Source organism: Deinococcus sp. QL22, assembly GCF_023370075.1.
Taxonomy (GTDB): Bacteria; Deinococcota; Deinococci; order Deinococcales; family Deinococcaceae; genus Deinococcus.
Genome location: NZ_CP097154.1, coordinates 233,680 through 253,477, shown reverse-complemented (window position 1 = coordinate 253,477; position 19,798 = coordinate 233,680). Strand labels below are relative to the sequence as shown.

General features: G+C 60.8%; 20 protein-coding genes. 11 read left to right on the top strand and 9 right to left on the bottom strand.

Annotated elements, in window-relative coordinates:
* The first annotated feature begins 155 nt into the window (after nucleotides 1–155).
* The 7 genes from M1R55_RS27655 (at nucleotide 156) to M1R55_RS27625 (ending at nucleotide 5,915) form a co-directional block, all read left to right on the top strand.
* Entirely contained in the window at nucleotides 156–989 is an 834-nt protein-coding gene (locus M1R55_RS27655) for an ABC transporter permease (protein ID WP_249396366.1), read from the top strand.
* Nucleotides 986–1,942, top strand: coding sequence for an ABC transporter permease (locus M1R55_RS27650; protein WP_249396221.1), 957 nt, complete (start codon nucleotides 986–988; stop codon nucleotides 1,940–1,942). Before M1R55_RS27655 ends, M1R55_RS27650 begins: the two co-directional genes overlap by 4 nt.
* A 42-nt stretch (nucleotides 1,943–1,984) precedes the next feature.
* The gene (locus tag M1R55_RS27645) at nucleotides 1,985–3,061 is read left to right on the top strand and encodes an ABC transporter substrate-binding protein (protein WP_249396220.1); all 1,077 of its coding nucleotides are present in this window, start codon (nucleotides 1,985–1,987) and stop codon (nucleotides 3,059–3,061) included.
* 48 nt (nucleotides 3,062–3,109) lie between these two features.
* Complete coding sequence (locus tag M1R55_RS27640; protein ID WP_249396219.1) at nucleotides 3,110–3,484, top strand: DUF3060 domain-containing protein; 375 nt, start codon at nucleotides 3,110–3,112, stop codon at nucleotides 3,482–3,484.
* A 66-nt stretch (nucleotides 3,485–3,550) separates the two neighbouring features.
* Nucleotides 3,551–4,789, top strand: coding sequence for a hydantoinase/carbamoylase family amidase (locus tag M1R55_RS27635; protein ID WP_249396218.1), 1,239 nt, complete (start codon nucleotides 3,551–3,553; stop codon nucleotides 4,787–4,789).
* A complete protein-coding gene (locus tag M1R55_RS27630) occupies nucleotides 4,786–5,172 on the top strand; it encodes a nuclear transport factor 2 family protein (protein WP_249396217.1) in 387 nt (128 codons plus the stop codon). Before M1R55_RS27635 ends, M1R55_RS27630 begins: the two co-directional genes overlap by 4 nt.
* 8 nt (nucleotides 5,173–5,180) lie before the next feature.
* On the top strand, nucleotides 5,181–5,915 hold the full coding sequence (locus M1R55_RS27625; RefSeq protein WP_249396216.1) for a PucR family transcriptional regulator: 735 nt from the start codon (nucleotides 5,181–5,183) through the stop codon (nucleotides 5,913–5,915).
* A 30-nt stretch (nucleotides 5,916–5,945) separates the two neighbouring features.
* On the opposite strand, the gene M1R55_RS27620 is transcribed toward M1R55_RS27625, so the two are convergent.
* Nucleotides 5,946–7,178 (bottom strand): beta-glucosidase, encoded by a 1,233-nt coding sequence (locus M1R55_RS27620; protein ID WP_249396215.1) that lies wholly within the window; start codon nucleotides 7,176–7,178, stop codon nucleotides 5,946–5,948.
* A 268-nt stretch (nucleotides 7,179–7,446) separates the two neighbouring features.
* On the opposite strand from M1R55_RS27620, the gene M1R55_RS27615 reads away from it, so the two are divergent.
* The 4 genes from M1R55_RS27615 (at nucleotide 7,447) to M1R55_RS27600 (ending at nucleotide 11,478) form a co-directional block, all read left to right on the top strand.
* The gene (locus M1R55_RS27615) at nucleotides 7,447–8,520 is read left to right on the top strand and encodes a glycosyltransferase (RefSeq protein ID WP_249396365.1); all 1,074 of its coding nucleotides are present in this window, start codon (nucleotides 7,447–7,449) and stop codon (nucleotides 8,518–8,520) included.
* Nucleotides 8,513–9,685 carry a UDP-galactopyranose mutase gene (glf, locus tag M1R55_RS27610; protein ID WP_249396214.1) on the top strand — a complete coding sequence of 391 codons (1,173 nt, stop codon included), beginning with the start codon at nucleotides 8,513–8,515 and terminating at the stop codon, nucleotides 9,683–9,685. Before M1R55_RS27615 ends, glf begins: the two co-directional genes overlap by 8 nt.
* A gap of 117 nt (nucleotides 9,686–9,802) precedes the next feature.
* Nucleotides 9,803–10,594 (top strand): ParA family protein, encoded by a 792-nt coding sequence (locus M1R55_RS27605; RefSeq protein WP_249396213.1) that lies wholly within the window; start codon nucleotides 9,803–9,805, stop codon nucleotides 10,592–10,594.
* Nucleotides 10,591–11,478 carry a ParB/RepB/Spo0J family partition protein gene (locus tag M1R55_RS27600; RefSeq protein ID WP_249396212.1) on the top strand — a complete coding sequence of 296 codons (888 nt, stop codon included), beginning with the start codon at nucleotides 10,591–10,593 and terminating at the stop codon, nucleotides 11,476–11,478. The genes M1R55_RS27605 and M1R55_RS27600 overlap by 4 nt, the downstream gene beginning before the upstream one ends.
* A gap of 55 nt (nucleotides 11,479–11,533) precedes the next feature.
* Here M1R55_RS27600 and M1R55_RS27595 read toward each other — a convergent pair whose 3' ends face one another.
* The 8 genes from M1R55_RS27595 to M1R55_RS27560 all read right to left on the bottom strand — a co-directional run bounded on the left by M1R55_RS27595 (nucleotide 11,534) and on the right by M1R55_RS27560 (nucleotide 19,708).
* Nucleotides 11,534–12,268 carry a hypothetical protein gene (locus tag M1R55_RS27595; RefSeq protein ID WP_249396211.1) on the bottom strand — a complete coding sequence of 245 codons (735 nt, stop codon included), beginning with the start codon at nucleotides 12,266–12,268 and terminating at the stop codon, nucleotides 11,534–11,536.
* Nucleotides 12,269–12,326: 58 nt separating this feature from the next.
* Nucleotides 12,327–13,124, bottom strand: coding sequence for a 4-hydroxy-2-oxoheptanedioate aldolase (gene hpaI / locus M1R55_RS27590; RefSeq protein WP_371827326.1), 798 nt, complete (start codon nucleotides 13,122–13,124; stop codon nucleotides 12,327–12,329).
* Nucleotides 13,114–13,953: a 2-oxo-hept-4-ene-1,7-dioate hydratase gene (hpaH, locus tag M1R55_RS27585; RefSeq protein WP_249396210.1), complete on the bottom strand. Its 840-nt coding sequence runs from the start codon at nucleotides 13,951–13,953 to the stop codon at nucleotides 13,114–13,116. Before hpaH ends, hpaI begins: the two co-directional genes overlap by 11 nt.
* 12 nt (nucleotides 13,954–13,965) lie before the next feature.
* The gene (hpaD, locus tag M1R55_RS27580) at nucleotides 13,966–14,943 is read right to left on the bottom strand and encodes a 3,4-dihydroxyphenylacetate 2,3-dioxygenase (RefSeq protein ID WP_249396209.1); all 978 of its coding nucleotides are present in this window, start codon (nucleotides 14,941–14,943) and stop codon (nucleotides 13,966–13,968) included.
* Nucleotides 14,936–16,423, bottom strand: coding sequence for a 4-hydroxyphenylacetate 3-monooxygenase, oxygenase component (gene hpaB, locus M1R55_RS27575; protein WP_249396208.1), 1,488 nt, complete (start codon nucleotides 16,421–16,423; stop codon nucleotides 14,936–14,938). The genes hpaD and hpaB overlap by 8 nt, the downstream gene beginning before the upstream one ends.
* A 92-nt stretch (nucleotides 16,424–16,515) precedes the next feature.
* On the bottom strand, nucleotides 16,516–18,093 hold the full coding sequence (gene hpaE, locus M1R55_RS27570; protein WP_249396207.1) for a 5-carboxymethyl-2-hydroxymuconate semialdehyde dehydrogenase: 1,578 nt from the start codon (nucleotides 18,091–18,093) through the stop codon (nucleotides 16,516–16,518).
* Nucleotides 18,090–18,923, bottom strand: a complete 834-nt coding sequence (locus M1R55_RS27565) for a hypothetical protein (RefSeq protein ID WP_249396206.1) — start codon at nucleotides 18,921–18,923, stop codon at nucleotides 18,090–18,092. Before M1R55_RS27565 ends, hpaE begins: the two co-directional genes overlap by 4 nt.
* Nucleotides 18,908–19,708 carry a fumarylacetoacetate hydrolase family protein gene (locus tag M1R55_RS27560; protein WP_249396205.1) on the bottom strand — a complete coding sequence of 267 codons (801 nt, stop codon included), beginning with the start codon at nucleotides 19,706–19,708 and terminating at the stop codon, nucleotides 18,908–18,910. The genes M1R55_RS27565 and M1R55_RS27560 overlap by 16 nt, the downstream gene beginning before the upstream one ends.
* Nucleotides 19,709–19,798 lie beyond the last annotated feature (90 nt).

Genomic DNA, 19,798 nt, shown 5'->3' with positions numbered 1-19,798 from the left:
CCCCCCCGTTGCTTTGCAACGCCCCCCCTTAGAGAGGAGGATGAAACTTCTGTTGTCCCCCTCTCTAAGGGGGGGTGGCCCCGCAGGGGTCGGGGGGGTTTACAGTCGTGACTACCCTGCCGCGCCCCACCCGCCGCCCCTCCAATCTGCTGCCCATGCTCGGCGTCGCGCTCGCCGCACTGCTGCTGTACTGGCCGCTGATGCTGTGGGCCAATTCGGGGCAGGCGGCCCGCTCGCTCGCCAGTGGCGCAGATCTGGGCTGTAAGACGGCTCTGGCCTGTGCCACACAGCTCCGCAATCCGGTCATTCCCGCGCCGAGTCAGTTCGCCAGCGGCTTTACCAGCCTGAGCGTGCCGCCACTTGCCCCCACCAGTGCACCCTACAACGCCCTCGTGACAGGCGGCGAAACGTTGCTGGGGCTGGCGCTGGCATCGGTTTTGGGACTGGTGCTGGCAATATTACTGGTTCGCAGCCGCAGCTTCGAGCGAGCCACATTGCCTTGGTTGGTGGCCTCGCAAACCGTGCCCATCGTGGCCCTTGCACCCATGCTGGCCGTGCTGCTGGGGCAATACGGCGTGCAGGGCTTCTTGCCCAAGGCCATCATTGCCGCCTATATCGCTTTTTTCCCCATCGCCATCGGCATGGCGCAGGGCCTCCGCAGTCCCGATCCCCTGCAACTGGATCTGATGCGAACCTACCGCGCCTCGCCCGCGCAGGTGTTGGGGCTGCTTCAGATTCCGGCCAGCCTGCCCTACCTGTTCACCTCGCTGAAAGTAGCGGCAACGGCGGCGCTGGTGGGCAGTATCGTGGCCGAAATCAGCACCATTTCCTTTTCCGGTCTGGGCAAGATGCTGGCCGAAAACTCGCGGGCGTCCGATACGGTGGCGCTGTGGGTCATCATGATTTACGGCGCGGCGCTGGGGATCGTGCTGGTGGGCATTATTGGCGGGCTGGAAAGGCTGGTGACAAGATGGCGACCCCCAGCATGACGCGAGATAACGTGCAGGCAGCGGCCCTGCCCATGCGCTCGGGCTTCGGGCTGCCGCTGATTTTGCTCTCGGCGTTGGGATTGCTGGCTCTGAGTTTCCTGCTGGCCGGACAAGCTGCTCCGGCGGTGGCGTGGCCCTGGATGGTGGGTGTGCTGGCGCTCCTGTTGGTAGGTGCGGTAGGCATCCGCCAGAGCGCACAGGGCGAAACCCGCACCGCCCGAATCTTGCCCGCTGCCGCTACGCTGATCCTCGCCATCCTTGCCGCCGAGGCCGTGCTGCGGGCCTACGCCATTCCCACTGGCCTAATTCCCACGCCTAGCAAGGTGGCGCAGGCGTTGTGGGCTGCCCGCAACGTGCTGCTTAAAGACGCCTATTACACCTTCGTGCTGGAGGCCTTGCTTGGATTCATCATCGGTACGCTGGCGGGGCTGGGTCTGGCGCTGTTGGCCGTGCGCTTCCGCATCCTGGAGCGCGGTGTGTTGCCCTACGCGGCGCTGCTGTCCAGCGTGCCTATCGTCGCTCTGGCCCCAGTCGTCATCAAGGCGGCAGGGTTGGGGTGGCCTTCAAAGACCATCATCGTCGCTATTACTGTCCTGTTTCCCGTCGTCATCAACGCGGTGCGCGGCCTGCAAAGCGCCCAGCCTATGCACCTCGACCTAATGCACTCCTACGCCGCCTCGCCCGCCCAGACCTTCCGTGAGGTACGCTGGCCCTCGGCCCTCCCCTTCATTTTTACCGCCCTGCGCGTCAGTTCCACGCTGGCTCTTATAAATGCCATCGTCGCAGAGTTTTTCGGCACAGAAGGACACGGGCTGGGCTTCCGCATTCAGATCGAGGTCGGGAGGTTTGGGCTGGACATCGTGTGGGCCGCTATTGTCGTCGCCTCAGTTATCGGTATTTCGTTCTACCTGCTTATTGCGGCATTAGAGCGCTATGTGCTGCGGAGAACTTGAATCACCTGAACTGCACATCCCCTCTTTCTCGGAGGTTCCACCATGAAGAAATTCGCGCTCCTATCCGCCCTGCTCGGTCTCGCCGTTCTTCCCACAGCCACTGCTCAATCCGGCACGCCCGCCAAGCCCGTGCAGGTACGGCTGCAATTGAAGTGGTTTCCGCAGGCCCAGTTCGCCGGGTTCTTCGTGGCTCAGTCCAAAGGGTATTTCAAGGCAGAGGGGCTGGACGTGCAACTTCTGCCCATCGGGGATCAGTCGCCCATTCAGACCGTATCCACAGGCGCGGCAGATTTCGGCACCACCTGGATTACCGACCTGCTCACCGCCCGCCAGCAGGGCCTCCCCGTGGTTCACATCGCGCAGTTGTTCCAGAAATCCGGCTTTACGTTGGTATCGCTCAAAACCAGCAAGATGACCAAACCCGCCGACTTTAAGGGCAAGCGTGTGGGCGTGTGGCCCAGCGGCAACGAATACCCGGCCATTGCCCTGATGAAAAAGTATGGCCTGACCACCAGCCTCGACTCTACGGTGTCCAATCCCAGCGTGCAGGCCGTCACCTACCCGTTCGACCCCAGCATCGTGTTTCCCGACAAGGTAGACCTCGTGTCGGCCATGACCTACAACGAGCTGAACCAGATCGTGGGCCTCGGCTACAGCATGGACAAACTCCGCGTCTTTAAGGCGTCCGATTACGGCATCAACTTGCTGGAAGACCTGATGTTCACCTCGCAGAAGGTCCTGGACGACAAGAACTTTAAAAATAGTGGCCTCAGCGGGCGCGAAGTGGCGGCGCGGTTGGTGCGGGCGTCCATCAAGGGCTGGAATTACGCCGTGAAAAATCAGGCCGAAGCCGTGAATATCGTGCTGCCCCTGTGCGGTAATACCTGCAAAGGCTCCGGCACCCGCGCCGACCCCAAAGGCCACCAGACCTGGCAAATGGCCGAAATCGCCAAGCTGTATAACAGCGGCCCCACGCTCTCTGGCCGCGCCGGGTACCTCGATCCCGCCGTGTACAAATCTAATGTGGCCCTGCTCAGAAGCCTCGGCATCCTGAGGGGCGAACCCGCCGCCGGAGCCGTGGACTACACCATCTGGCAGGCGGCCACCGGGAAGAAGTAAGCTCACTCATCGCAGCAAGCTCGACAGGTCCGGGATAGAGTGGGCAGCATGATTCCCCTGGTGCGGTGGTGGGCGACTGGATTGATCCTCGTTGGATCCCTGTGTTCTACCCACGCTGCTGCCCAGAGCGCCACCATGACCGTGCCTGGCATGGGCCAGATGTTGGCAGGCGACAACTCGGTTCGCGCCCTGAAATGCAACGGCAACGCCATGACGGTGGGCGGCAACAGCAACAAAGTGACCCTGACCGGCAATTGCACGCAGGTCGTGGTAAACGGCAACAAGAATGGCATTACTGTTGTGGCAGTCGGCCAGATCGTCGTAAATGGTAAGCAGAATACCGTGACATGGAGTAAGTCGCTGAAGGGGGCCAAACCCTTAACGCGCATCACGGGAACAGGCAATAAAATCATCAAAAAGTAGCCACCTGATCGCCCCGCCAACCCTACACAATGGAGTTGGCGGGTTTTAGTTCCTAAAGGGGAGCCTATGACCACACTCGATCCGCGCCGAACCATAAACGAACTCAAAGCCTTGCGTGCCCTGACTGGCGATGAAAACGGCGCTCAGCGGGTGGCGTTTACCGACAAGTGGGTGGCTGCCCGCGACTTTCTGAAGGAGCGGTTGGCGGAATTGCCCGTAGAGGTACACACCGACCCGGCGGGCAATTTGTGGGCCACGCTGCGCGGCGATTCGGAACGAGAACTGCTGATCGGCGGCCACCTCGACAGCGTGCCCAACGGCGGTTGGCTGGACGGCTGCCTGAATGTGCTGGCGGGCCTAGAAGTCTTGCGCCGTATCAACGCGCAGTACGGCGGCAAACCGCCTGTGACGGTGCGCCTCGTGGACTGGGCCGATGAGGAAGGCGCACGCTTTGGCCGCAGCCTCTACGGTTCCAGCGCGGCCAGCGGGTACTTCGATGTAGACCAGATGGCAAAATTGCATGACCGGGACGGTATTTCTTTGACCGACGCACTGCTGAAAGTTGGTGTAACTCTGGCCGACGCGCCTCAGGCTCAGGGTGAACTGAAAAACGCCGCCGCTTATCTGGAACTGCACATCGAGCAGGGGCCAGTGTTAGAAGGGCTGAGGCTTCCGCTGGGCGCGGTGCTGGGTACGGTAGGCGTGGAGCGGCACACCCTCACTTTTCACGGACAAGCGGCGCATTCGGGCAGCACGCCCATGAATGTCCGGCGCGATGCGTTCCTGGCTGCCGGAAAATTCGGGGCAGAAATTTATGACATTGCTGGGCGACACGGTGGAGTTTGTACGGTAGGCAGCGTCAAAACCCTTCCCGGCATTGTTACCAGCGTCGTGGAAACCTGCGAAATTACCCTGGATCAGCGCCACCTGAACGCCGAAAAACTGGCCGCTATGTGGCAGGATGCACAGGCCGCCGCCACCCGCTTTGCCGAGGAAGGCGGCTGCACCGTCACATTTGCCGATCTCTGGAGCATCGAACCGATTTTGTTTGATCCAGAGTTGATCGCCGCGTGTGAGGCGTCCATTCTAGAGGTCACGCCCACCAGCCACCGCCTGCCCAGCGGCCCCCTGCACGACGCGGCAGAAGTGGCCCGCGCCGGAGTGCCTACCGTGATGTTGTTTGTCCAGAGTTTGCGCGGCATCAGTCACAACAAGATAGAAGACACCCGCGAAGATCATCTGGAACTGTGTGTCCTGGCTTTAGACCGATTGGCAGATAAAACGATTCCGCTCATCTCGCCATGACCCATATTCCCGTAAAAACTGCTGAGGAAGTCGTAACAGGCCAGTTCAATGCCCTGAATACACGCGACATAGAAGCGTTCATGTCGTACTGGTGGGAAGATGCTCAGTTCTATGAGCATCCGTCCAAACTGATGGCTGACGGTGCGCCAGAGATTCAGCGGCAAATGCTGGAGAGTTTTGAGCGACGGAGCTACACCCAGGTCGAACTGGTGAGCCGTCTGAGTCTTGACGATAGGATCATCGAGCATGTGAACGTCACCGAAACTGGCCCTAGAGGGCCGATGAAGGTGAATGTGGTTGCCATATATGTCGAGGGCGAAAAGATCAAGACCGCCTGGTTTATCGTGGCCCTGGTTCCCAGGCCGCCGCAGATATTGGCCTGATTTTGCCCATGCTGCCCACTCTTGCCGACCTATTGACCCTGCCTGCCTTTGCGGGCGCGGAAGTGCTGAGCGGTCAGGGACGACTGGCACAGCCCGTGACCTGGGTGCATGTCTCCGAAATTGCCGATGCCGCCCGTTTTCTGAGTGGGGGAGAGGTGCTGCTGAGTACGGGTTCGCCGCTGACGGCCCTGAGCGACCCGGAGGCCGAAGCATACCTGCGTTCGCTGGCGGAAGGAGGGGCGCATGGCCTGATCTTGGAACTGGTACGCGAATTGCGAGACCCACCCCCAGCCCTGCTGGGCGCGGCCCGCCTCTACGATTTCCCGCTGATCGTGTTCCGCCAAGAGGTCAGTTTTGCGGCCCTGACCCGCGCCGCCCACGCCCGTATTCTCAGGCCACCCGCTGACGCCTCCGAGCCGTCCTTGGCCCCGCTGCTAGACGCCCTGAGTGAAACGGGCCGCAGCCTCGGCTTTATGCAGGCGCATCTGGGCGCACTGTTGGCCCTGCCGCCGCGCCCCCGTGCCACGCTGCTCAGCACATTGGGGGCGCTGCTAGATCACAATTTCAACATGGCGCAGTCGGCGCGGCAGTTGGGCGTGCGCCGCCAGACCATCTACTACCGCCTGGAGCAGTTGCGGGCCATGTTGGGTGATCTGGACAATCCCCAGCGGCAATTGGGGTTGCAACTGGCGCTCGAAATTGCGCGCGGCGAGGCATCAGCGGGCGGAGAGGGTCAGGGATAGGGAGCATCTGTCCTTGCCCTTCCTTCGATCCTAGACCATCAGACCGTCCCCGACCCACCCTTGATTCCCCGCCCCCGCCAACCCCTGCGCCCTCAGTTCGTGTAGTAGCGGCGCGTAAATGTGGCGCTCTCCCTGTGGGCCGCACCCGTCCCATAGCCCATTGGGACAGGGGCGGTCATCATCCCAGCCCGCATGATTCAGGATTGGATAGAGGCACACACCTTCCACTGGGGTGCCCTGCTCCCGTGCCCGCCGCACTTCTGCCATCACGCTGCGCAACCAATCGGGGCGGGCTTCTCCTTCTGTCCCCGTTTCCGACAGGAACAGCGGGCGGCCATAGCGGGCATACACTTCGGCCAGGAGCTCACTCAGCGGGCGGTGCAGCGGGTGTCCTCCGGGCAGATGCTCGCGCTCGTGGGCATAGGGATGAAAAAACCACTGGTTGTAGGGGTAATAATTCAGCCCCACGATGTCCAGCGCTTCCGGAAAACCGCCCAGTTCGGGAAAGAGTCGCCCGCTGAGCATGTCCAGCGTCTGATACTGCCCCAGGTGTTCGGCCTGTGCAGCGTCGGCCTCGTGCGGGCGGTCTGGGTGGCTGCGACTGGAGAGCAGCGGTTCGGCATACACGATGCGGACAGTCGGCAGCCTGGCGCGCAGTGCGGCAGTAGCCCGCAGTGCTGCCCGCACCAACTGCATTTTTAGTTCCAGCCCGCGCCCGTGTGCAAATGGGTTCAGATACCCCACGTCGCCCCCCGCCCACGTCAGAAACGAGATTTCGTTGATAGGGCAGACAAATGAGATGTCCTCTCCATTCTCCTCAGCCAGAATCTCAGCGCAGGCAGCAGCATAACGCCCAAATTGTTCCGGAAATTCGGGCGAAAATACATCCATAAAATCGGGCCAACCGTAGTGGCACAGATCCCAGATAATCTGCACTCCGGCGTGGCGGGCCGCCCTCAGCATCGGCAAGATGCTACGAAAGTCGTATTCGCCGGGCGTATGTTCGATCAGATGCCAGCGAAAGCCGTCGCGGGCGGTCTGCATTCCGATTCCCCTCAGACGGCTGTAATCCTGCGCGGCAAAGCGGTCATGGGCTGTGGCGTCAATGACGTCTAAACGCCGCCCGGCACGCAGGCGCTGGCTGGAGCACTCGAAGCCGCCCTGAAAGAAACTACTGAAGAGCTGTGATACCAGCGGCTGAGCAGTGGAACCGGGTGGATAAATGACAGCCATGTCCACCATTTCGCCCAGACCTGCATTCATTTGCAGATGAGAATTAATGAAATCATACTCACCAATTTCTCAGCCCAGCAGCAAAGTTTATGAATTGGCCTTCGCTGGATTGGCACGGGGAAAGACCGCTGGGGCGCTAAATTCCTTAAATGTGCCTGCGTCCCATCAATCTCATTTCACAGAAAGGAAGTGTATTGTGACATATTCCCCACTTGCCCAACAAGCCCCCACCCCCCAGGCCCTGATCTGCATTGCCCACCTGCGTTGGGATTTTGTATTTCAGCGTCCCCAACACCTGATGACGCGGGCCGCGCAGAACCAACAGGTCTATTACGTTGAGGAACCGATTTTTGGCGATCAGGGCGAGTCCATGGCGTTGAGGAAGGATCAGAGCGGCGTGATGGTCTGTACCCCGCACGTCACGCATGGCCTGAGTGCCGATGAATCACAGAAGCGCACCGCCAAGCTGCTCCAAGAACTGGTGAGAAACGAGGGGTTGACCGACTATGTACTGTGGGTCTATACGCCAATGGAACTGCCTATCACGGCGGGCCTGAGTCCTGCGCTGACCGTGTACGACTGCATGGACGAACTCGCCAACTTTCGCCACGCACCACCCGAACTGCTGACCCGCGAGGCCGAATTGTTCCGCCGCGCCGATCTGGTGTTCACTGGCGGCTACCGCCTCTGGGAAGCTAAGCGGCACAAACATCCCCGCGTCTTCCCGTTTCCGTCTAGCGTAGATGTACCGCATTTTGCTAGGGCCCGCACGGTGAACGCTGAACCCGAAGACCAGGCGGGGCTGGTTGGCCCACGCTTAGGCTTTTACGGCGTACTGGATGAACGATTTGATGCCGCCCTGGTTTCCGAACTGGCCGAGCGCCGCCCCGACTGGACATTTGTGCTGCTGGGGCCAGTGGTCAAGGTGTCGCGTGAGGAACTGCCGCAGGCCAGCAATGTGCATTATCTGGGCCAGAAATGTTACGGCGATTTGCCCGCTTACCTGAGCGGCTGGGATGTGGCTCTGCTGCCGTTCGCCCGCAACGACTCCACCGAATTTATTTCGCCGACCAAAACTCCGGAGTATTTGGCGGCAGGCGTGCCCGTCGTGTCTACGGCTATCCATGACGTGGTGCGGCCTTACGGGGAGCAAGACTTGCTGGAAATTGCCCACGACGCGGCTGGTTTTGAAGCGGCTATTCAAAAACTCCTGGATGCACGTGGTACGGCACAGGCCGCTGAGCGCCAGACGCGTGCGGATTCATATCTGGGTCAGCTCTCGTGGGACAAAACGTGGCAAGGTATGCAGGTTCAAATGGCCGAAGCTGCCACCAACCGGACAACGCTTGTTGTGGAGGCCGCCGATGACTGATTCTATGAACCTCAATATGCAGAACAGCTGGAAAAAGCAGGGATTCGACTATTTAATTGTGGGTGCAGGGTTTGCTGGGTCGGTATTGGCCGAGCGACTGGCCAGCGTGGGCAAGCGCGTGTTGATTGTGGAACGCCGCCCGCATATCGGCGGCAATGCCTATGACCGTCACGATGAGGCCGGCATTCTGATTCACCCATATGGCCCACACATCTTCCATACCAACTCGCGGCAGGTGTTCGATTACCTCTCGCAATTTACGGCGTGGCGGCCCTACGAACACCGCGTGCTGGCGAATGTAGACGGCCAAAAGCTGCCTATTCCTATCAACCTCGATACCGTGAACCGCCTGTATGGTCTGAGCCTGACCGCCGCGCAACTCGAAGATTATTTTGCCAGCGTGGCCGAACCCGTGGAGCAGGTACGCACGAGTGAAGACGTGATCGTGAACCGGGTGGGCCGCGACCTGTACAACAAGTTTTTCCGGGGCTATACCCGCAAGCAGTGGGGCCTTGATCCCTCCGAACTTGATTCCTCGGTCACGGCCCGCGTGCCGACCCGCACCAGCCGCGATGACCGTTACTTTACCGACACGTATCAGGCCATGCCACGCCACGGCTACACGCGTATGTTCGAAGCCATGCTGGCGCACCCCAACATCAGCGTGATGCTGAATACCGATTACCGTGACGTGATCGATATGCTGCCCCACGACCACCTGATTTACACCGGCCCCATCGATACATTTTTTGATTTCCGTTATGGCCGCCTGCCCTACCGCAGCCTGAACTTCGAGCACGTCACACTCCCGCAGGAGCAGTTTCAGCCGGTGGGCACAGTCAATCATCCCAACGATTCCACCTTTACCCGCGTGTCGGAGTTCAAGCACATCACGGGTCAGACACACGCGCAAACCAGCCTGGTGTATGAATATCCCACCGCTGAGGGTGACCCCTACTACCCGGTACCCCGCCCCGAAAATGCCGAGCTGTACCGCAAATATGCTGCCGACGCCGAAGCAATGCCCAATGTGACCTTTGTGGGCCGCCTCGCCACCTACAAGTACTACAACATGGATCAGGTGGTGGCTCAGGCCTTGATGACCTTCAAGCAGCTGGAATCCGAACTGGCAGGCATCAGAACCGAGGCAGAAGTTCAGGTGTAATTCAACTCCAAAAAGCTGAATATAGAGAGCAGTTGGAAGGCGGCCCGCTTGTGCAGGGGCCGCCTTCTGGTGATGCCTGAATTTCCCCCTGCCCGACTCGCGCTACTCTAGGCACAGATGCAAACACTAACGCTCTTTAATCATGCGGGTGGGGTGATGAAAACCAGCCTGACGCGGGATGTGGGCCACACACTCGCGCACTCGGGGCTGCGGGTTCTCCTGATCGACCTCGACCCTCAGGCCAACTTGACCGATTGGTTGGGTGTGGAGGGTGTCCGCCGCGAACAGACTGCCTACGACATGGCCACGCGGGGCGATCCTTTACCCGTGCCTGTGCCTGTGCATGGTCTTCATCTCATTCCCAGTGATGTGTCCTTGGCACTGGCAGAAGGGCAGATGATGGGCGTGGTGGGCGCTCATCTGCACCTCCGGGGAGCATTGGCGCAGGTTTCAGACCAGTACGATGTGGTGCTGATCGACTCTCCGCCCAGCCTAGGCCAACTGTCCATTCTGGCCGCGCTGGCCGCCGATCACCTGATCGTGCCCGTGCCCACGCGCCAGAAAGGGATGAACGCGCTGGCCGGATTGAGCGAGGCGATGGCGACCTACCGCAAGTTGCGCCCTGACCTAACCGTAGGCCTGTATGTGCCCACCCTCTACGACGCCCGCCGTTCCCATGACCGCGAGGCCTATGCCGCTCTGCAAGGCATTCTGAAGCCGCTCGCCAGCCCCATTCCAGACCGGGGAGCTGTGTGGAACGACAGTGCCAGCGCAGGCCAGCCCGTTGGCATATACGCGCCCGGTTCCCCTGTTCACGCCGATGTATTACGCGTGACCGCCGAAATCGCACAGGTGATTGGATTGCCATTCCACCTGACCGAAAGCGACTCTGCTGGAGTTCAGCGATGAGCACCAAAAGTCGGCCAGCAGTGCGTCCAGTGGTCGGCTCGCGCCTGAGTGGGCTGGTGTCTGGAGTAGAAGCATTGTCTCAGCCTGCTTCGACTACCTTGCCCGTGTCGGTTTTGCAGGCTGGAACTTTTCAACCCCGCGTGCATTTTGCGCCCGATGCTCTGGAAGACTTGGCCCGCAGTATCCGCGAACAGGGCGTCTTGCAACCGCTGTTGGTGCGTCCACTGGCCGGGGGCCGCTACGAAATCGTGGCCGGAGAACGGCGCTGGCGTGCGGCTGGGTTGGCTGGACTTGCCGAGGTTCCGGTGCTGATCCGGGATTTGGATGATTCGCAGGCGCGTCTGGCCGCCGCTGTGGAAAACCTGCAACGCGAGAATCTGAACGTGATCGAGGAAGTGCGGGCGAGGTTGCAGGTGGCCGCCGCCGCGTTGAACGTGCCAGAAGCCGAGGCGGTGGCCCGGATGTTCGCGCTCGACCGTGCGCCGGAAGCTGACCCGGAAGCGGTGGCCCGTCTGGACACCACCTTTGGTGCACTGGGCCGAGAGTCGTGGCGCTCTTTTATTCGCAACCGCGCCGCTGTGTTAAATCTGCCAGATAATGTGCAGGCCGCCGTGCGTGCGGGACTGGATTACCGCAAGGCGTTGATTGTGGGCCGCGTCGCTGATGCTGACGCACGCGCCAAATTATTGCAATCTGCTGAAGCAGGAGCCACTGTTCAGGAACTCCGCGTACAGGTCGCACCCGCCGCTGTCCCCGGCGAAAACTGGCAAGCAGTGGCCCGCCGCCTCAGCCACAAGCGGGCGCTAGACAGCCTTGACCCTGCCCGCCGCAAAAAAATAGAGCGGTTGCTGGGGCAGGTGCAAGCTTTACTAGACGGCGAATAATTCAAATCTTCCGTTTGCTCGTCACGTGACGAGCAACTTTTTTTGCCTGGCGAATTTAGTCCGACTCCAATTCAAACTCCGTTGCCGCAGAAAGCCTCAGCAGAGGCCCGCTGCCCGGAATCATGGCAAAGTCGCACAGGGACAGAAAGGCGGCGTCGTTCTGGCTCGCACTCACGCCAATCGTTAATTCCACTTCGCCTTCCAACTGAGACAGCACGTAATTCACAGCGCTCTCAGGGTTGATCTCTTTGGGCAGCATGGTCAGCAGGTCGCCATCCCGCATGAGGCGCAGGTCGCCCCGGAATGGGCCTTCTTCCAGCCACGTTTCCCAGGTGAGGGCCGCCGCATCCAGCGCGTAATCCAGGTCGTGCGGATGGGACACGCGCACCAGCAGCGGGCGGCCACCCCGCTCAATCAACTCGGCCTCGGTGCCCAGTTGTCCCAATTGCCCGATGTGCTGCGCTGCCTGAAACGCCAGACTCAGGGCGTCGGCCCGCTGGGTCAGCGTTTCTACGGTCAGCCGCCGCCACGCCGGGTCTTCCTCTCCATCTGGATTAATGACGACTGCGCCGTGCCGCAGCACCTGCCAGGAAAAAAACGCGGCGGGTACGTTCAGCAGTTCTTCCTCATCCAGACCTGTCACCGGAACCAGCGTGGCCTCGTGCAGCAGGCGCGAGAGGCCCGACATGCGGCGGTCAAATTCATCGGTGACGAAAGCGTCAGCAGGAAACCCATCGGAGGTGGGCGCGGCAGTCAGGGTGTCCACCGGGTTCAGGAAGGCGTAAATCATGCGACCATGCTAGGGCAAGCACGCTGCATGAATCTGCTCGTCACGTGACGAGCAATCCTTAACCCGGCCTGAACTTGGCGGCAAGTTGCGTGCTAGAGCGGGCCAACAGCATGACGTCTACCCCGACAGCCACAAAACTGTAGCCCCAACTCAGGTAGGTGCGGGCCACTGTTTCATCGGTGGCGAGAATCCCAGCGGGCTTGCCTGCCGCTTTGAGTCGGGCGGCGGCGGCCTGAATAGCGCCCTGCACGTCGGCATGATTGGGGTTGCCCAGGTGGCCCATGCTGGCGGCAAGGTCAGCCGGGCCGATGAATACGCCGTCCACCCCGTCTACAGCCGCGATGTTTTCCAATTCTGCCAGCGCTGCCGCCGATTCCACCTGTACGATCAGGCAGATGCCTTCGTCGGCTTGCTTCAGATACTCCGCATTGCGGGAAAAGGCGCTGGCACGGGCTAAGGCGCTGCCCACACCACGGATACCTAGCGGCGGATACCGGGTGGCAGACACCAAGAAGCGGGCCTGTTCCGCCGTTTCTACCATTGGAATAATGAGGTTGCGTGCGCCAATATCCAGCAATTGCTTGATCAGCACGGAGTCGCCCACGGGAGGCCGCACCAGGGCAGTCGATGGAGAGGGCGCAACAGCCTGAAGCTGTGCCAGTGTGGAGCGTAGGTCGTTGGGGGCGTGTTCGCCGTCAATCAGCAGCCAATCGAAGCCCGCGCCCGCGCAGATTTCGGCGCTGTAGGAATTTGCCAGAGCCAGCCAGAAACCGAACAATTGTTCGCCAGATTTCAACCGGGTCTTAAAAGTGTTGTTCGCCAAAGTGTTATTTACAAAAGCGTTCTTACTGTCCACGTGCTCCCCCCGCGAATCGGCAGGAAAAAGTGCCGAGTGGCCCATAATCGAAGGTGAATACGTCGCCAGCCCCAATATCTACCGGACGCGTGAACGACCCGGCCAGCACGACTTCGCCAGCCTTGAGGCCTTCGCCGTGCGGGGCCAGGCGGTTTGCCAGCCACGCGATTCCTGCCGCCGGATGGCCCAGCACGCCCGCCGCCACACCAGTTTCCTCAATCACTCCGTTGCGGATGCACAAGGCCGCAGCCCAGCGCAAATCTATATCGTCGGGGCGCACCGCCCGCCCGCCCAGAATAATTCCGGCGTTGGCAGCGTTGTCGCTGATGGTGTCCAGCACGCGCCGGGGCTTGCCTGTAGCGCGGCTGATTCGCTCGATGCGGGCGTCGATGATCTCTGCGGCGGGCGTCACGTATTCGGTGGCCCGCAGTACGTCCAGCAGGGTCACGCCCGGGCCACGCAGATCAGATTTGAGGATGAACGCCAGTTCCACTTCCACCTTGGGAGCCACAAACCGGGACAGCGGAATGTCCCCGTTCGGCTCGAAGAACATATCGTCCAGCAGCGCTCCGTAGTCTGGCTCGTTGATCTGAGAAGCCATCTGCATGGCCCGCGAAGTCAGGCCGATTTTGTGGCCCAAAATGCGCCGCCCGGTACTGACTTTGTGTGCCACCCACGCCCGCTGCACGGCGTAAGCATCGGCAATGGTCATTCCCTCAAAGCGCTCGGAGAAGGGGGAGAGGCTGACGCCTGTGGCCTCGGCCCCCTCTAACTCGGCGGCGAGGGCAGACAGTTGATCGTCTGGGATAGCTCGCTGAGGCCCGGTCATTCCATCCACACCCTAAATAACATGAACAGGTATTCCCTTCAGCTCGCCTTCCTGCGCCTCAACCCAGCCGCCATCAAACGCCTCCAGGCTGGAGCCTTCTTCAAACCAACTGCGCGGCGTTTTGGCTCCCCAGAGAGTCTGCCGCCGGGGGTCGTTCAGATGCCAGCGAATCGGCTCAAAATCCGGGTCTACCGTGATGTAATCGCTGGTATACAGCTCGATGCGGTGGCCGTCCGGATCGCGCACATACAGGAAGAAGGCGTTGGAAATGCCGTGTCTGCCGGGGCCGCGCTCTATGCGTTCGGGCTGCCGCGCTCCCGCCAGAATGTCGCAGGTCCGGATAATGCTCATGGCGTCGGGCATCCAGTAGGCCCAGTGATGCAGGCGCGGGCCAGTGCCGTTGGTCATGGCGAGATCGTGCACGCCGCCGCGCCGCTGCACCCAGGCCGCCCAGATGCGGCCCTCGTCGTCCTCGGTATATTCCGATGTCCGGAAGCCCAGTTCTTTGGCGTACCAGTCACGCATTCGGCCCACTTCGGGCGTCATCACGTTCACATGGTCTACCCGCTGAAGCCCCGGCCCCCGGTGGAGGTGGTAGTCCTGCAACAGCCAGGGGTGGGTCACACTTTCACGGAAAAAGGCGACGGGCACGCCAAACGGGTCTTGCATGCGTAGTATGCGGGGCCGATCTCGTTCGGATTCCCAGCGGTAGGGGAGGCCTTCGCGCTCGGCCAACGCTGCCATGCGTTCCAAATCGGCGTCGGCCCGCACGCGGTAGGCGATCTGGCGCACGCCCGCCTGCTTGGCAAGTTCCAGCTTCAGCGTCCATTCGCGGTCTTCCACGCCGCGCAGATACAGCGCCCCCAGTTCCTCATGCAGCACATTCAGGCCCAGCAGGTCGACGTAGAAAGCGCGGCTGGCGGCCAGATCGGTCACTGTAAAAATGGTGTGGGCAATGCGGATAATATCGGGCATCTGAGAATCAGTCATCGGCGGCCACCGCTTCGGGCGTTTCGCTGCGCTTCAGGAAGCTGTGAATGCGTTCCACATACGGCGCTTTGTCGTATACGTCATACAGGGCCGAACGCATCCGCACGGGGTCGCCAAAGAAGAATTTTTCGTACAGGTTTTGCCGCCCGCCAAAGCTGCTCATGGTCATATCCCATGCGAGCCGGAACAGTTTCAGGCGTTCTTCGGCGCTGGCGTTTCCGGCCTGCAAATACTTGGCGATCATCGGCCCCAGCGGGCCTTCGCGGTCGGCTTTACTGGGCATCATGATGATTCCCGATGCGCCCAGCAATTGAATCAGCTCGGTCAGGCGGGCATACACGGCGGGGTAGTAGTTGCGGGCGGCGTCCAGCGGGCCACGCGCCGGGGTCATCACACCGTATTGGTTCAAGGTTGCCCCTTCACGCGCCGCCACTTCCAGTGCCTTCATGATTTCCAGCGTCAGGATGAATTCGCTGACCTTTTCCTGCACATGCTGAAACTGCCCGCTGCCGATGGCATTCACGATGCCCTGCGCCACGCCCAGCAGAGCTTCAGTTTTAGCAATCTTCAGATTGACCACCTGATAGGCCATGTGCAGCACGGCGTCGGTGCCCGCGTAGGCCTTGTTTGCCAGTTCGGTATCATACAGCAGGAACACACGCTCCCAGGGCACCAGTACATCGTCAAAAATCACGAAGGCGTCTTGCTCGTCAAAGCGGCTGCCCAGGGGGTGATCTTCGGGGTCACGGCCAATATCGAACGGTTCGCGGCACTGAAAACTGAGGCCGGGGGCATTGGTCGGCAGTGCAAAGCCCATCGCGTAGCGGGATTTATCAGCGTTTTCCTTCAGCACGGTAGACGGGAACACCAAGATTTCATCGGCAATCGGCAGGGTCGCCATCATGCGAGCGCCGCGCACCACCACGCCGTCCTCGCGCTCCTCCACCACGCCCAGCGCAATGTAGGGGTCGGGCATTTCCGAGGCCTGCTTGGCCCGGTTCACCTGCGGATTGGTCAGCGCGTGCGTCAGGCACAGGTCGTTGCGGCGCACGAACTCGTAATAGTTGCGCATGTTGGCGGCAAAATCGCGCTTGCCCTCGCCGCTGGCCTCGCACGCGCCAAAGTAGGCCGCGCCCAGTCCGGCAGCCATCACGTTGGCATTCATATAGTCGGGCGCACGGCCCAGAAAGCCCAGCGAATAGTTGGCCCGCAGGTGGTGGGCCTTCCCGATTCGGGCCAGATCATCCTTACTGCACGGCACGAAAAAGCTCATGGCGTAGCGTTCGCCGTCTTCTTCAAAGCTGAGCGTGTCGCGCAGATCGGAGTCATGCTGAAGGTCGTACAGCCCCGCCAAGCTGCGGGCCATGTTGCGCGTGGCTGGGTGGGTGGTGGGATCGACGACGCGCTGGCCGTCGATGTACAGCGTGGGCGGCTGGTGCTGAAGGCGGTCTAGGAACTGCTGTCCGGTCAGAATAGCCATGTGTGGACGCTCCTTTGAGCTGAGGCAAATGCTCTGTGTGGTGTGGGGATGCCAGAGTCGATCTGTCGGTTAATGACAACCATGACCGTGCTTTATTCCGCCAACTTCCGGTCTATTCCGTCCCGCGTGGGCTGCTCTTCCCCCACCCCTAGCCGCGCCGTTTTGTGCGTACCCAGCGAGATGGCGATGTTCTTGGTTTCCATATAGAACTCGAAGGAATGGTCGCCGCCGTCGCGCCCGATGCCGCTGTTTTTCACGCCGCCAAAGGGCGTGGGCAGGTGCCGCACATTTTCGGAGTTGACCCACACCATGCCCGCTTCCACGTTCTGGGCAAAGCGGTGGGCACGCGTAATATCGTTCGTCCATAGGTAGGCGGCGAGGCCGTAACGCACGCCGTTGGCAATGGCTAAGGCTTCAGTTTCATCGGCAAAAGGAATGGCTGTCAGCACCGGGCCAAAGATTTCTTCTTGAGCAATCCGCATATCGGCCCGCGCCCCGATAAACAGTGTCGGAGACACGTAGTTCCCACCTTGTGCTTCCCCGCCTGCGGCAATCGTTGCGCCTTCCTCGCGTGCCAACTCAAAGTAAGAAGTTACTTTGCCGGTATGCCGGGGGTGAACGAGCGGCCCAACCTCGGTGGCGGGGTCGAGCGGGTGGCCCACGCGCAAATTGCGGGCGCGTTCGGCAATCCGGGCGGTGAATTCGTCGTAAATTCCGCTCTGGATCAGCACCCGGCTGGAGCTGGTGCAGCGTTCCCCGTTCAGGCTGTAGATCATGAAAACCACGGCGTCCAGAGCCTTGTCCAGGTCGGCATCATCGAAGACCACCACCGGATTTTTGCCGCCCAGCTCGAAGTGAACGCGCTTGAGGGTGTCGGCCCCCTGCCGCATGATGTGGCTGCCCGTGGTGGTTTCGCCCACGAACGCCACCGCCTGAATCAGCGGGTGTTCGGTCAGCGCCTTGCCCGCGCTCTCGCCATAGCCGTGCACCAGATTCACGATCCCGCTGGGCAGGCCTGCTTCCTCGAACACGCCCTGCATGATCTCGGCCAGCAGCGTTGCCGTCACCGGACTCCATTCGGCGGGCTTGTGAACCACCGTGCAGCCCGCCGCCAGCGCGGGGGCAATTTTCCAGGTGCTCAGCATGAACGGCGTATTCCACGGCGTAATCACGCCGACCGGGCCAATCGGCTGGCGCAGCGTGTAGTTGATGAAGCCGGGCGCAGGAAGGCTCTGGCCGTCGCCTGCGCTGGGGGCGCGGTCTGCAAAAAACCGGAAGTTCTCGGCCCCACGTGTGGCCGCCGATTTCATAAAGCGTATGGCCTGCCCGGTGTCGAGGCTCTCCAGCAGCGCGATTTCGTCGGCGCGGGCCTCGATGGCGTCGGCAATTCGGTGCAGCAGGCGGCGGCGCTCGGCTCCGCTCACGTTGCGCCAGATCTGAAAGGCGTCGTGGGCAGCGCGGGCGGATCGGTCAATGTCTTCCGCCGTGCCGCTGGGGGCGCTGGTTAGCACGCTGCCGTCATGCGGGTTCACCGAGTCGAAGCGTTCGCCACCGTCCGATTCGGCCCACTGTCCGCCGATCAGATGGCGCAGGGGCTGAAGCTTGGCGGCAAGGGCCGCCGCCTTTTCTAGGTTGGGGTGCGTGGTTTGGGGAAGCATCGTTTGGGTCATGGTTGCTCCTGCTGCGCCGGGTTAGAGAGTGGCGTGCTGATGGAATAGGCTAAAAAGGGTTCAGTTTGCAGCACCTGCGCCCCCTGCTTGACCTGCACAAACGCGGCGTGAGGATGAAATTTAAGCAGATAGGTATATCCGGCTGTGTTGAAGGTGTATTCCGGCCCAATGTCGTTTTGCGCCCTCGTGCCGCCACTCAGAGAGACCCCCGGCGTACCGTCAAAGTTACGTGTGGCATAGGTGATCTTGCTGCCATTTTCCCAAATGATGATGGTGCGTTTGGCAGTTACGCCCATAAACGCGGCGTCTGGCACGTAGCGGCACTGAGCGGTATCAATAGGGGTATTGATCCAACCGATATGCGTCATGCGGTAAGCAGGGTCATTTACATTTTCTACGTTGCTGCTATGCACAAACCAGTCATTCTGCCTGATATTGGTTTTCCTGAGCGGTTGCAAGCTGACATAGAGATTGCCTGCCCCAGCGTCTCCCGGCCCCAACAAATAAGGTTCTGTTTGAATCTTGGTCGGCTTGTTCTTCAACAGTCGAACCAGCGTCACAGGCTGCGGCGTAGAAGGCGCTTTGGCTGGCTTGGTCAGCGCCAGCACGCGGTCCGGCGCGTCGCACCAGGCAAAGGCGCGCTGCGTCTTCCCGTTCAGCGTCACGTAAGAATCCATGCGGTAAGCGGCTTGCGCGGCGGCGAAGGTGGTGCAGGCAGCGCAAGCTAAAGCGGCGTCCAGTGCCAGAAATCGGCCCAAGCTTCTGCCTTTGCGCTTTGTCCACTGACCACTGACCACTACCCAGTTACCGCCCTTCACCGCCCGTCCCACTCGCCTTCTTTGCTCTCCTTGCCTTTAATCGGCTCCGCGCCCTCATCCTCTTCCTCGATCCCGTTTTGCAGCACGCCCAGCCCTTCCACTTCCAGCGTCATCACGTCGCCGGGCCGCACATGGCTGATGCCTTTGGGCGTGCCCGTCAGAATCACGTCGTTTTCTTGTAGGGTCATAAAGCGCGAAATATGCTCGATCAGTTCGGGAATAGAAAAGATCATGTCGCGGGTGCTGCCCTGTTGCCGCAACTCGCCGTTCACATGTGCCGTCAACGTCAGATTGTGCGGGTCGGCCACTTCATCGGCGGTCACGTAATACGGCCCCAGTGGGCCAAACGTATCCCAGCCTTTGCCGCGCATGGGGGGACGAAACGTGTTGGTCACGTAATCGCGCACCACCAGATCATTTCCGATGGTGTAGCCGCCCACGTAATCCATCGCGTCTTTGGCCTTCACGCGGCGGGCATCTCGGCCAATAATCACGCCCAGTTCCACTTCATAGTGCATAAACTCTGCGCCACGCGGGTAAATCACCGTTCCGCCGTGGGGCAACAGGGTGGTGTTGGGTTTCCAGAACAGGGCCGGTTCGCTGGGTTGCGTCAGGCCCAATTCGCCCGCGTGGTCGTTGTAATTCAGCGCCAAGGCAATCACTTTGGGCGGGTCTACGGGCAGCTGAAACTGTATGGCGGCAGGGTCGTGGGCTACCCCAGCGGCATCAATAAGCTTTCCGTCGTGCAGGTGGCCTTTTAACTGGCGGCCTCCAGCAATAAATCTGGCATATTTCACGGTTTAAACTCCTTCGGGGAAGGGGGGAGTGTAGTTGTCAAAGCTGGGTTGTTGATTCGTTCAGCATAAGCCCGAGGCTCTCCCTTTTGT

What these genes read in the sequence shown, in the direction of transcription:
- hpaD (WP_249396209.1), bottom strand. Translation starts at nt 14,943, where the DNA reads ATGACTGATTCTCAGATGCCCGATATTATCCGCATTGCCCACACCATT.
- M1R55_RS27620 (WP_249396215.1), bottom strand. Translation starts at nt 7,178, where the DNA reads ATGAATGCAGGTCTGGGCGAAATGGTGGACATGGCTGTCATTTATCCA.
- M1R55_RS27615 (WP_249396365.1), top strand. Translation starts at nt 7,447, where the DNA reads ATGACGCGGGCCGCGCAGAACCAACAGGTCTATTACGTTGAGGAACCG.
- hpaH (WP_249396210.1), bottom strand. Translation starts at nt 13,953, where the DNA reads ATGACCGGGCCTCAGCGAGCTATCCCAGACGATCAACTGTCTGCCCTC.
- M1R55_RS27640 (WP_249396219.1), top strand. Translation starts at nt 3,110, where the DNA reads ATGATTCCCCTGGTGCGGTGGTGGGCGACTGGATTGATCCTCGTTGGA.
- M1R55_RS27645 (WP_249396220.1), top strand. Translation starts at nt 1,985, where the DNA reads ATGAAGAAATTCGCGCTCCTATCCGCCCTGCTCGGTCTCGCCGTTCTT.
- M1R55_RS27595 (WP_249396211.1), bottom strand. Translation starts at nt 12,268, where the DNA reads ATGATTTACGCCTTCCTGAACCCGGTGGACACCCTGACTGCCGCGCCC.
- M1R55_RS27630 (WP_249396217.1), top strand. Translation starts at nt 4,786, where the DNA reads ATGACCCATATTCCCGTAAAAACTGCTGAGGAAGTCGTAACAGGCCAG.
- M1R55_RS27650 (WP_249396221.1), top strand. Translation starts at nt 986, where the DNA reads ATGACGCGAGATAACGTGCAGGCAGCGGCCCTGCCCATGCGCTCGGGC.
- hpaE (WP_249396207.1), bottom strand. Translation starts at nt 18,093, where the DNA reads ATGACCCAAACGATGCTTCCCCAAACCACGCACCCCAACCTAGAAAAG.
- M1R55_RS27605 (WP_249396213.1), top strand. Translation starts at nt 9,803, where the DNA reads ATGCAAACACTAACGCTCTTTAATCATGCGGGTGGGGTGATGAAAACC.
- M1R55_RS27625 (WP_249396216.1), top strand. Translation starts at nt 5,181, where the DNA reads ATGCTGCCCACTCTTGCCGACCTATTGACCCTGCCTGCCTTTGCGGGC.
- M1R55_RS27635 (WP_249396218.1), top strand. Translation starts at nt 3,551, where the DNA reads ATGACCACACTCGATCCGCGCCGAACCATAAACGAACTCAAAGCCTTG.
- hpaB (WP_249396208.1), bottom strand. Translation starts at nt 16,423, where the DNA reads ATGGCTATTCTGACCGGACAGCAGTTCCTAGACCGCCTTCAGCACCAG.
- M1R55_RS27655 (WP_249396366.1), top strand. Translation starts at nt 156, where the DNA reads ATGCTCGGCGTCGCGCTCGCCGCACTGCTGCTGTACTGGCCGCTGATG.
- M1R55_RS27600 (WP_249396212.1), top strand. Translation starts at nt 10,591, where the DNA reads ATGAGCACCAAAAGTCGGCCAGCAGTGCGTCCAGTGGTCGGCTCGCGC.
- glf (WP_249396214.1), top strand. Translation starts at nt 8,513, where the DNA reads ATGACTGATTCTATGAACCTCAATATGCAGAACAGCTGGAAAAAGCAG.